This is a genomic window from Saccharopolyspora sp. NPDC002578, assembly GCF_053592695.1.
This window is the reverse complement of record NZ_JBSFWJ010000051.1, coordinates 14,401-25,138: the sequence shown is the minus strand read 5'-3', so window position 1 is coordinate 25,138 and position 10,738 is coordinate 14,401. Positions and strand designations below refer to the sequence as shown.

Genomic DNA, 10,738 nt, shown 5'->3' with positions numbered 1-10,738 from the left:
ATCGCGGGCGCCGAGAACCCGCTGTCGACCGGAATGGGAAGAGTGGACATGACTCGACGAGTTGAAGGACGGGCAGTGCGCCGATGAATCCGATTCCCGCGGATCTGACCGAGATCGACCTGACCGATCCGCAGACGTTCCTGGACCTGGATCCGATCGACATGTGGCGGCGGTTCCGCGCCGAGCGGCCGGTGCACCGGCACCGCGCGATCGGCGGGGCGCCCGGGTTCTGGGCGGTCACCCGGCACGCCGACCTGATGTCGGTCTACCGGGACAACAAGCGGTTCACCTCCGAGCGCGGCAACGTGCTGGCCACGCTGCTGCAGGGCCACGATTCCGCCGCGGGCAAGATGATGGCGGTCACCGACGGCCCGCGGCACAAGGCGATCCGCAAGCTGGTGCTGGAGTCCTTCTCGCCCCGGGTGCTCAAGCACGTCGTCGGCGGCATCCACGAACGCACCCGCGCGCTGCTGGACCAGGCGCTGGAACTGGGCCGCTTCGACTTCGCCACCGACGTCGCCGACCACGTGCCGATCGGCACCATCGGCGACCTGATGGACATCCCGCAAGCCGACCGGCCGCCGCTGGTGCGGTGGAACACCCTCACCTTGAGCAGGCACAGCTCGGACGAGGCCGCCGAGGACGAGCTGATGGCCCGCAACGAGATCCTGATGTACTTCTCCGACCTGGCGCGCCGCAGGCGCCGCAAGCCCGGCGAGGACGTGATCAGCGCGCTGGCCACCGGTCTCGTCGACGGAGAACCGCTGAGCGAGGACGAGATCGTCTTCAACTGCTACAGCCTCATCCTCGGCGGCGACGAGTCCAGCCGGATGTCCTCGATCGGCGCGGTGAAGGCGTTCTCGGAGTTCCCCGAGCAGTGGCGCGCGCTCAAGGCGGGGGAGGCCGACGTGGAGAGCGCGACCGAGGAGGTGCTGCGCTGGACCACCCCGGCGATGCACTTCGGCCGCCGCGCGCTGCAGGACGTGCCCGTCGGCGACCAGATCGTCGAGGCGGGCGACGTCGTGACGCTGTGGAACTCCTCGGCGAACTTCGACGAGGCCGTCTACACCGAGCCGGAGCGCTTCGACCTGGCGCGGGAGTCCAACAAGCACCTCGCGTTCGGCTTCGGCCCGCACTTCTGCATCGGAGCGTTCCTGGGGCGCGCGCACGTCGGCGCGATGCTGGAAGGCCTTCGCGACCGCGTCGCCGACGTTCAGGTGGCCGGGGAACCGAAGCGCCTCTACTCCAACTTCGTCCACGGCTTCAGCAGCCTCCCGGTCGAGTTCACGGCCTGACGGCCACCCGCGGCGGACCCCGTCAGGGATTCGTCAGCGGGGCGTCAGCCCGGGTGGTGAGCATGGCAGGGCGGCCCGCGCGCGGAGCCGTCGCCGGGAGCGAGCAGAGGAGCGTTCGAGATGACGAACCCTTTCGACGACCAGGACGGCACGTTCGCGGTGCTGGTCAACGACGAGGAGCAGCACAGCCTGTGGCCGTCCTTCGCCGCGGTGCCCGCCGGCTGGCGGGTCGCGCTGGACGGGGCGAGCAGGCAGGCCGCGCTGGACTACGTCGCGGAGCACTGGACCGACCTGCGGCCCCGGAGCCTCCGCGAGCAGGCGGGTACCTCCGCCCGGTGACCCCGGGCGGTCCTTCGAACAGCGGGACCGCGGTGGCGCGGCGACCGCGTGGGAGTGCGCGTGGACATGGGGATCGAGGCCGAAGGCCTCCGCAAGCGCTACCGGGGGCACGAGGCGCTGCGCGGCGTGGACCTCGCGGTGCCGCCCGGATCGGTGCTGGGGTTGCTCGGGCCGAACGGCGCGGGCAAGACCACGGCGGTGCGGACGCTGGCGACGCTGCTGGAACCCGATGGCGGCCGGGCGCGCGTCGCGGGCCACGACATCGCCAGGGAACCGAACGAGGTGCGCAGGCGGATCGGGCTCGCCGGCCAGCACGCGGCGGTGGACGAGCTGCTGACCGGCAGGGAGAACCTGGTCCTGATCGGCAGGCTGCTGCACCTGGGGCGCCGTCGCGCCCGCGCGCGGGCCGCCGAGCTGCTGGAGCGGTTCGAGCTGACCGAGGCCGCCGACCGCCCGCTGGGCACCTACTCCGGCGGGATGCGCCGCCGCCTGGACCTGGCGAGCTGCCTGGTCGGTGATCCGGCGGTGCTGTTCCTGGACGAACCGACCACCGGCCTCGACCCGGCCAGCCGGGCGACGCTGTGGGAGATGGTGCGGGAGCTGGTGCGCGACGGGGTCGCGGTGCTGCTGACCACCCAGTACCTGGAGGAGGCGGATCAGCTCGCGGACCGGATCGCGGTGATCTCCGCCGGTGAGGTCGTCGCCGACGGCACTCCCGACGAGCTCAAGCGCAAGGTCGGCGGCGAGTGGCTGGAGGTCGTCGTGTCCGCGCCGGAGCGGGCGGACGCAGCGCTGGCCGTGCTGCGGCCGGTGGCGGTGGAGGCTCCGCTGCTCGACGACGCGGACGGCCGGATCCGGCTGCGGCTGCGCGACGGGGTCGCGGGCCTGGAGCGGGCGGCGGGCGCGCTGCGGACCGCGGGGGTGGAGGTCAGCGACTTCGCGCTGCGCCGGCCGACGCTGGACGACGTGTTCTTCGACCTGGTGGGGCGCTCGGCGAAGTGATCCCGGTGCCCGACGGCGCCCTGGCGGTGTATCCGCCGGGGCGCCGTTTCGCGTTGCGCGGCAAGGAAAAGGCCTGATCAGGAGCGGTCCGGGGGAGTCGGGGAGACCCGCCTTTGACAGCGGCTAGGTCACGTGTCAGTCTGTTCTTACAGATGAAGCACTGGGGATGATCGAAACTTCCCGGGACGAGTGCGACCGGCACGGACTGCGGGAGCGCTCCTCGTCCCGGTGAGCACCGCCGCGCCCCGCTCGGTGGCGCCCGTCGAACGACCGGCGCCGAGCACGTGAACACCGGGCGGAGCGCAGCGGAAAGAGCCCCGGACAGAGAAGGGATCCCGGTATGGTCGGCGCCTTGATCGTGCTGGTGGTCGTGGGGGGAATCTCGGTGAGCCTGGTGTCGTACTTCCGGTTGCAAGCGCACCGGGTCGACGCCGTGGCCAACGCCCACTACCGCACCTTCGTCGAACGATCCGTGGCGGAGCAGGCCGGGCTGCGGTTCCGGTTGGGTGAGCTCTCCGCCCGGGTGGAATCCGTGGAGCAGTTGTTGAGGAGCTACGAATGACCGCCGCAGGCAGCGCGCACCGGACGCACGGCAATCCCCTCCGGATGTTCTTCTCACCCGCCCCCTGGGCGGCGACCGGATACCTCGCCACCTACATCGTCACCGGCACCCTGCTGTTCTCCGTCGCGCTGACCGTGGTGCTCACCGCGGGCGTGCTGAGCATCGTCTGGGTCGGGCTCCCGCTGCTGGTGGCCGCCGCGGTCGTGGTGCGCGGCAGCGCCAACGTGGAGCGCTTCCGCGCGGCCCTGGTCACCGAGCCGATCCCGGCCGCCTACCGGGAGGTCGTCGGCAGCGGGCTGTTCGCCCAGCTCAAGACCCGCTGGGCGGACCCGGCGACGCTGCGGGACCTGGTCTACCTGGTGCTGCTCTACGTTCCGCTGCTGGTGCTGGACACCGTGGTGCTCGCGGTGTGGCTCGCCTTCGTCGGCATGATCACCGTGCCGCTGTGGTTCTGGTCGATCCCGCAGGACTTCGACGGCGGCACCACCGCCCACGGCGTGATGATCGGCTACCTGGAGCAGCCGCGGAATTCCTTCGGTGGCGGCGAATTCGGCATCTGGGTCGGCGACCTGCCGACCGCGCTCGGCGTCGCCGCGGTGTTCTTCGTGCTCAGCCTCGCGCTGTCCTACGTGGTCACCGGCGCGGCCCGGCTGCACGCCGGGATCGCCCGCGCCCTGCTCGCCCCGTACACCGACCCGCTGGCCCCGGCCAAGCGGACGCTCGACGAGGCCGGGCCGCTCTCCCGCTCGGCCGTCGACTGATCCGGCGCCGGGGGCAGACCCCCGGCGCACCCCCTCTCCGAGAACCGAACCGAGATCCGCCCCGCATGCGCCGAACCGCGGCGCACGCGCGGGGAGACGTGTCCGCGCAACATCCCGACCGGAGTGATGACGCGACCGCTCCGGCAGCTCGCCGGATAGGAGTTGAGCAACGTGCAGAAGCGATCCGTGACAGTGCGGATGGCCCGATGGAGCGCCACCCATCCGTGGAAGGCGATCGTCGGCTGGGTGGTCTTCGTGGCCGTCTGCGTCGTCGGCAGCGGCATCGCGGGAACGGTCGACGCCACCAGCGCCGACTACCGCATCGGCGAGGCCGGCCGTGCCGAGGCGCTGCTGGCCGAGGGCGGCATGACCGACCCCGTCGTGGAGAAGGTGCTGATCACCTCGCCGTCCGGCGGGCTCCCGCCCGAGGCCGGCGCGGCGGCGCGCGAGGTCTCCGACCGGATGCGGGCGCTGCCCGCGGTCGCCGAGGTCGGCGAACCGGCCCCCGCCCCCAGCGGCGACGCGCTGCTGGTCCAGGTGCGGATGCACGGCGACGACAAGCAGGCCCTGCCCGAGGTCGGCGCGCTGCTGGAGCAGACCGCCGCCGTGCAGCAGGCCCACCCGGACCTCAAGGTCGAGCAGACCGGCCAGGTCTCCATCGACCAGGGCATCGACGAGCAGCTAGGCGAGGACCTGGCGCTCGGCGAGAAGATCACCCTGCCGGTCACGGTGATCATCCTGCTGATGGTGTTCGGCTCGCTGCTCGGCGCCGGGGTGCCGGTGCTGCTGGCGCTGTCCTGCGTGGTCACGGCCATGTCGTTGTCCGCGCTGACCTCGCACCTCATCCCCGACGTGGGGACCGTCAAGAACATCATCCTGCTGCTCGGCATGGCCGTCGGCGTCGACTACTCGTTGTTCTACATCAAGCGGGAGCGCGAGGAACGGGCCCGCTCGGGCGGCAGGCTCTCGCACTTCGCGGCGATCGAGGTGGCGGCGGCGACCTCCGGGCACACCGTGGTCGTGTCCGGCATCGCGGTGATGGTGTCGATGGCCAGCCTCTACCTGGCCGGTGACGTCGTTTTCGCTTCGCTGGCAACGGGTTCGATCGCGGTGGTGCTGGTCGCGGTGATCAGCTCGCTGACCGTGCTGCCCGCGGTGCTGGCGAAGCTCGGACCGCGCATCGACCGCCCCAAGGTGCCGTTCTTCGGCAAGCTCGCCGAGCGGCAGGGCCCCGGCAAGTTCTGGCCCGCGATGCTGCGCCCGTCGATGCAGCGCCCCGGAGTGACCCTCGCGGTCTCCGCGCTGGCGATGCTGCTGCTGGCCGCCCCGGCGCTGACCATGCAGCTGGGCCTGCCGGGCAACAACACGCTGCCCAAGGGCATCCCCGGGATCCAGGTGAACGAGCGCCTGGTCCAGGAGTTCCCGGCCGAGGGCGCCTCGAACTTCGTCGCCGTCCGCTCCGACCCCGCGCACGCGGCGGCGGCCGGGCAGGCGCTGGGGCGGCTGGCCGAGCAGGCCCAGCAGGACCCGGCGATCACCCGCGCGACCGACGCCCAGGTGCGCACCTCCGCCGACGGGCTCGTGCACACCGTGCAGCTCGGCATCCCGTACGCGACGGACTCCCCGGAGGCCGCGAACTCGCTGCAGCGGCTGCGCGAACTCGCCCCCGCCGAGCTCGGCGGTGTGCCGGGCACCGAGTTCGCCGTCGGCGGCGGCGTGGCCCGCAACGTCGACACCGCCGGGCACCAGTCCGAGACGCTGCCCGGCGTGGTCGCCTTCGTGCTGCTGCTGACCTTCGTGATGATGCTGATCTCGTTCCGCTCGGCGGTGCTGGCGGCGATGTCGATCGTGCTGAACCTGCTGTCCGCGGGCGCCACCTTCGGCGTGCTGGTGCTGGTCTTCCAGAGCAGCTGGGCGGAGGGGCTGCTGGGCTTCGAGTCCGGCGGGTTCATCGTCTCGCGGGTGCCGCTGTTCCTGTTCGTGATCCTGTTCGGACTGTCGATGGACTACCACGTCTTCGTGGTCAGCCGGATCAGGGAAGCGGTGCGGCGCGGCCTGCCGACCTCGAAGGCGGTGCACGAGGGGATCACGTCCTCCGCGGGGGTCGTCACCAGCGCGGCGATCGTGATGGTCTCGGTGTTCCTGAGCTTCGTGTTCACCGGCCTGCCGGAGATGAAGCAGCTCGGGCTCGGACTGGCCGTGGCCGTCCTGCTGGACGCCTTCGTGATCCGCGTGCTGGTGCTGCCCTCGCTGATGGTGCTGCTCGGCGAGCGCACCTGGTGGCCCGCCCGGATCCGGTCGCCGCGCGGCGGTCGCGACCAGGACCGGGAAGCGGTCTCCGCCGCGGCGAGGTGAGGCCGGGCGGTGCCCCGGCGAACGCGCCGGGGCACCGCGTCCGCCGCGCAGGGCGGATGCGGCGAATCACGTATCTTGGCGTCGCCGGGATCGATGTCCGAAAGTGAGGAGGAGGGGTCGTGAACAGCGAAGAACTGCTGGCCCTGCTCTCCGCGATCGGGCACACCCAGCGGCTGCGGATCATCGCCGGGTTGTCGGACGGGCGGGTGCACGTGAGCGAACTCGCCCGCAGGCTCCGGCTGTCCCGCCCGCTGCTCTACATGCACCTGGAACGTCTGGAAGGTGCGGGCTTGGTCACCGGTAAGCTCGAACTCTCCTCGGACGGCAAGGCGATGAAGTACTTCGAGCTGGTGCCGTTCGAGCTGGACTTGACGGTGGACACGGTCCTCGCCGCGCTCCGCGCGGACGAGGGAGAGGACCACTGACCGCTCGCCCGCAGGCGCGAGCGGTCGACCCTGGGGAGGAAATCTCGACATGTCCGGAGCGTTCGTGGCCATCCTGATCGTGCTGATCGTCGTGGTCGGCATCACGGTCAGCGTCAGCGCGTACTTCCGCCTGCAACGGCATCGCGCCGACGCCGTGGCGATGGCCGCGTACCGGAAGCTCGCCGAGGAGGCCGTGGCGAAGCAGGATTCGCTGCGGGAGGAGATCGCTGAGCTCAGCGGGCGGATCGCGGAGGTCGAGCGGCTGCTCAAGAGCATCGACTGACCCGGTCACCGCCGGCGACGAGTCCGCCGCCCGGCCGTTCCCGGAATTCGGGCGCGGCCGGGCGGTTTCGCGTTTCCGGGGCTCGATCAGGCGCTCTCGGCCGCGGCCGCGCGGCCCGCCTGCCTGCCGGAGAACAGGCAGCCGCCGAGGAACGTCCCTTCCAGGGCGCGGTAGCCGTGGAAACCTCCGCCGCCGAAGCCGGACACCTCGCCCGCCGCGTAGAGGCCCGGGATCGGCCGCCCCGCCGAGTCGAGGACGCGACCGGACAGATCCGTCTGCAGCCCGCCGAGGGTCTTGCGGGTGAGGATGTTCATCCGGATCGCGATCAGCGGTCCCGCCGCCGGGTCGAGGATCTTGTGCAGCGGCGTGGTCCGGGCGAGGCTGTCGCCGGAGTACGCCAGCGAGTTGCGGATGCCCATCACCTGGGTGTCCTTGGTGAACGGGTTGTCGACCTGCTGGTCCCGGGCGGTGATCTGCCTGCCGAGGGCGTCCGCGTCGACCAGGTCCGAGCCCACCAGCGCGTTCATGCCCTTGACGAGCTCGGCGAGGTCGTCGGCGATGACGAAGTCCTCCCCGTCGTCCATGAACGCCTTGACCGGGGGCGGGGTGTCGTGGAACAGGCGCCCGGCCAGGTAGGCGGCGAGGTCCTTGCGGGTGAGCTCCGGGTTCTGCTCCGAACCGGAGAGGACGAACTCCTTGTCGATGATCCGCTTGTTCAGCACGAACCAGGAGTGGTCGTGCCCGGTGCGCGTGATCATTTCGAGGGTGCCGAGCGTGTCGTAGCTCGGGATGCCCGGATTGGGGAAGCGGCTTCCCTCGGCGTCGAACCACATCGAGGACGGGGCGGCGAGGACGCGGATCCCGTGGTCGGGCCAGATCGGCGAGTGGTTGATCAGGCCCTCGGTGTAGTGCCACATGCGGTCGCGGTTGACCAGGCGGGCGCCCGCGGCCTCGGTGATGCCGAGCATCCGCCCGTCCACGTGCGCGGGCACCCCCGTGATGAGGCGGGCCGGTGGTTTCCCGAGGTAGGACGGCCAGTTCTCGCGCACGAGGTCGTGGTTGGCGCCGATGCCGCCCGCGGTGACGATGACGATGGGGGCGCGCAGCTCGAAGTCGCCCACCTTGGTGCGCGAGCTCGGCGTGCCGCGCTCGGCGTCGCTGGGTTCCAGCACGCTGCCGCGCACCCCGTCGACGACGCCGCCGGCCGTGCTGAGCGAGTCGACCTGGTGGCGGAACCGGAACGCGACCTTCCCGGCTTCGGCCGCCTCGCGCACGAGCTTCTCGAACGGTTCCATGACGCCGGGCCCGGTGCCCAGGGTCAGGTGGAAGCGGGGCACGGAGTTGCCCGGACCGTCGGCCATCTGCCCGCCGCGTTCCGCCCAGCCGACGATCGGCACCCAGGTCATGCCCAAGCCGGACAGCCAGGACCGCTTCTCCTCCGCGGCGAACTGCAGGTACGCCTCCGCCCAGCGCGCTCCCCAGTGGTCCTCGCCCAGCGGGTCGTCGACGCCGCGGTCGAAACCGGCGTTGGAGAACCAGTCGGCCCGCGCCAGCTCCAAGGAGTCCTTGATGCCCGCGGCGCGCTGTTCGACGGAGTCGATGAAGAACAGCCCGCCCAGCGACCAGAACGCCTGCCCGCCCAGGCTCGCCTCGGGTTCCTGGTCCACCAGCAGCACCCGCCGTCCCGCGGCGACCAGCTCCGAGGTCGCCACCAGCCCGGCGAGGCCTGCTCCGACGACGATGGCGTCGGCCTCGGTGCCGGCGGCGGCACCGGCGGAGCCGGGGGACATGCCGAGGCCGGCCACCGCTCCGGTCGCGGCGAACGCGCTCCCGGCGGCCAGGACGTCGCGACGGCTGATACCTCGGTCTTCTGACGAACTCATCGTCGAGTCCTCCACATCGGCGTGAACGGGCTCCCGCGTGCGATCACGACGCCCCGCGGCAGGCTCCGCACCGCCTCGTCGGAGTGCGGGCGAGCGCGGCCACCGGGGTCGGACGCGACGCCGGCTCCCACTTGCTACTGGAAAGTAGCAATCTTCGGCGGGCCGGTGCGTCTGCTGAATGGCGGGACCGCGCGCTGCTCCCGCGGCGCCGGTCAGCGCTCCGGGGCGAGGCCGCGGTGCGGTGCGGCGGCGTCCAGCCGTGCGTAGGCCTCGTGCGACGCGGTGAGCAGCGACTCGGTCGGCAGCAGCGCCGGGCGGATCTCGCCCGCCGCCAGCTCGTAGGCCTCGTGCAGCTCGACCAGCGCGCCGCGCAGCGCGGGCGGGTGGACCGGCTCCGCCGCGCTGAGCGTGCGCACGCGGGCCAGCGCCGTGTGCACCCGGGAGAGCCACGCGCGGTTCGGCAGCAGCCAGGAGATGCCGACGGCCACCGCCGCGCCCAGCAACGTCGCCCAGAACCGGTGGGAGGCGAGCACCGCCGGATCCGCCGGGGCGCCCAGCGCGCTCACGAGCAGCGCGACCGGCGTCGCGAACAGCAGGCCCAGCGCGTAGTTGAGGGTCACCGTCATCTCCGCGCCCCACTGCAGCAGCACCAGCGCGACCAGCAGCACCCACACCGCCGGGTGCGAGGAGAGCACGGCCACCCCGATCAGCACGCCGGCCACCGTGCCGGACACGCGCTGCACCATGCGCGGCACGGACGTCGCGGTGCTCGTCGCCTGCAGCACCGACACCGCGGACACCGCCGCCCAGTAGGCGTGGCCGATGCCGAGCAGGTCGGCGACGCCACCGGCGAGCAGCGCGGCCACGAAGACGCGGGCGGCGTAGGGCAGCAGCCACGAACCGGCGCGCCGCGGGCGCACGGCCGCGCGCAGCACCTCGCGGATGATCCGCCAGCGGGACGCCGGGATGGGGGCGCGGACGTCGGCCGAACCCGCCGGGCGCAGCTCGGGGACCGCATCGCCCGCGCGGATCGCGGTCGCGGCGGTGCGCACGTCCTCGGCGGTGATCGCGGGAGCGTCCGGGCCGAGCAGCACCTCGCTCGCGTCCACGGCGCGGACCAGGCCCCGGTGCGCGGGGGAGTCGCGGTGCCGCCTGCCGACGAGCGCGACGCTGTGCCACGCCGACTCCACCGCCACCGCGGCCTGGTGCCGCGCCGCCAGGTCGGAGCGAGCCACCAGCGCGGTCGCGGTCGCGTCCAGCGCCGCCGCCACCGCCCGGCGCTGTGGCGCCAGGCCGATGACCGCCGCTCCGGTGACGTTGACGATCCAGGCGAACGCCGCGCACAGCGCCGCCGCCGCGAGGTGCGGCCCGAGGTCGGCGGCGACCAGCGGCAGGTGCGCGCACGCGCCGACGGCGAATGCGAAGATCAGCCCGCCGGGCGGACCGACCTTGACGGCCGCGCAGAGCACGGTGGCCGCGGCGCCGACCAGCGCGGTGGCCGCCAGCGCCACCGCCTCGTGCCACGGGGTGCCACCCGCGAACACGGCGATCACGTCGCCCACGGCCACGGCGAGCACCATGCCGACCGCCACCGCGCCCAGCGTCCTGGCGTGCCGGTAGTAGGGCTCGGTGCGGCCGTAGACGCTGCTCAACGCGCCGAACACGGCGCCGGGCAGCAGGTCTAGCCGGTCGATGAGCAGCAGCACGGCCAGCGGGACCGCCAGTGCCAGCAGGGCGCGGGCGGCGGGCCAGAGGAAGGGGCCGTTCCGGCGGAGCCGGAACGTGTCCCGAAGGTTGCGGGTCAGGACGGTTCCGGTCACCTGGGCAGTGTAG

The 10,738-nt window shown here is 72.5% G+C and carries 10 protein-coding genes; 8 read left to right on the top strand and 2 right to left on the bottom strand.

Annotated features, from left to right (window positions below; all coding sequences use genetic code 11):
- Positions 1–83 precede the first annotated feature (83 nt).
- The 8 genes from ACWD38_RS21925 (at position 84) to ACWD38_RS21890 (ending at position 7,022) form a co-directional block, all read left to right on the top strand.
- Positions 84–1,295, top strand: coding sequence for a cytochrome P450 (locus ACWD38_RS21925; protein WP_450124788.1), 1,212 nt, complete (start codon positions 84–86; stop codon positions 1,293–1,295).
- Positions 1,296–1,415: 120 nt separating this feature from the next.
- The gene (locus ACWD38_RS21920; RefSeq protein ID WP_184476644.1) at positions 1,416–1,634 is read left to right on the top strand and encodes an MbtH family protein; all 219 of its coding nucleotides are present in this window, start codon (positions 1,416–1,418) and stop codon (positions 1,632–1,634) included.
- A gap of 66 nt (positions 1,635–1,700) precedes the next feature.
- Positions 1,701–2,636 carry an ATP-binding cassette domain-containing protein gene (locus ACWD38_RS21915; RefSeq protein WP_184484628.1) on the top strand — a complete coding sequence of 312 codons (936 nt, stop codon included), beginning with the start codon at positions 1,701–1,703 and terminating at the stop codon, positions 2,634–2,636.
- 340 nt (positions 2,637–2,976) lie between these two features.
- The gene (locus ACWD38_RS21910) at positions 2,977–3,198 is read left to right on the top strand and encodes a hypothetical protein (protein WP_184476646.1); all 222 of its coding nucleotides are present in this window, start codon (positions 2,977–2,979) and stop codon (positions 3,196–3,198) included.
- On the top strand, positions 3,195–3,959 hold the full coding sequence (locus ACWD38_RS21905; protein ID WP_184476648.1) for a sensor domain-containing protein: 765 nt from the start codon (positions 3,195–3,197) through the stop codon (positions 3,957–3,959). The genes ACWD38_RS21910 and ACWD38_RS21905 overlap by 4 nt, the downstream gene beginning before the upstream one ends.
- Before the next feature lie 171 nt (positions 3,960–4,130).
- Positions 4,131–6,314 carry an MMPL family transporter gene (locus ACWD38_RS21900; protein WP_450124787.1) on the top strand — a complete coding sequence of 728 codons (2,184 nt, stop codon included), beginning with the start codon at positions 4,131–4,133 and terminating at the stop codon, positions 6,312–6,314.
- Positions 6,315–6,433: 119 nt separating this feature from the next.
- The gene (locus tag ACWD38_RS21895; protein ID WP_450124786.1) at positions 6,434–6,739 is read left to right on the top strand and encodes an ArsR/SmtB family transcription factor; all 306 of its coding nucleotides are present in this window, start codon (positions 6,434–6,436) and stop codon (positions 6,737–6,739) included.
- Between the two features lie 49 nt (positions 6,740–6,788).
- Positions 6,789–7,022, top strand: coding sequence for a hypothetical protein (locus tag ACWD38_RS21890; RefSeq protein WP_184476652.1), 234 nt, complete (start codon positions 6,789–6,791; stop codon positions 7,020–7,022).
- Between the two features lie 86 nt (positions 7,023–7,108).
- Here the strand turns inward: ACWD38_RS21890 and ACWD38_RS21885 are convergent, their stop codons facing one another.
- Together ACWD38_RS21885 and ACWD38_RS21880 are read right to left on the bottom strand one after the other, a co-directional pair.
- Positions 7,109–8,812 carry an FAD-binding dehydrogenase gene (locus tag ACWD38_RS21885; RefSeq protein WP_450124797.1) on the bottom strand — a complete coding sequence of 568 codons (1,704 nt, stop codon included), beginning with the start codon at positions 8,810–8,812 and terminating at the stop codon, positions 7,109–7,111.
- 305 nt (positions 8,813–9,117) lie between these two features.
- On the bottom strand, positions 9,118–10,725 hold the full coding sequence (locus ACWD38_RS21880) for an FUSC family protein (protein WP_450124785.1): 1,608 nt from the start codon (positions 10,723–10,725) through the stop codon (positions 9,118–9,120).
- Positions 10,726–10,738: the final 13 nt, after the last annotated feature.

What these genes read in the sequence shown, in the direction of transcription:
- ACWD38_RS21890 (WP_184476652.1), top strand. Translation starts at nt 6,789, where the DNA reads ATGTCCGGAGCGTTCGTGGCCATCCTGATCGTGCTGATCGTCGTGGTC.
- ACWD38_RS21885 (WP_450124797.1), bottom strand. Translation starts at nt 8,812, where the DNA reads ATGTCCCCCGGCTCCGCCGGTGCCGCCGCCGGCACCGAGGCCGACGCC.
- ACWD38_RS21910 (WP_184476646.1), top strand. Translation starts at nt 2,977, where the DNA reads ATGGTCGGCGCCTTGATCGTGCTGGTGGTCGTGGGGGGAATCTCGGTG.
- ACWD38_RS21905 (WP_184476648.1), top strand. Translation starts at nt 3,195, where the DNA reads ATGACCGCCGCAGGCAGCGCGCACCGGACGCACGGCAATCCCCTCCGG.
- ACWD38_RS21915 (WP_184484628.1), top strand. Translation starts at nt 1,701, where the DNA reads ATGGGGATCGAGGCCGAAGGCCTCCGCAAGCGCTACCGGGGGCACGAG.
- ACWD38_RS21920 (WP_184476644.1), top strand. Translation starts at nt 1,416, where the DNA reads ATGACGAACCCTTTCGACGACCAGGACGGCACGTTCGCGGTGCTGGTC.
- ACWD38_RS21925 (WP_450124788.1), top strand. Translation starts at nt 84, where the DNA reads ATGAATCCGATTCCCGCGGATCTGACCGAGATCGACCTGACCGATCCG.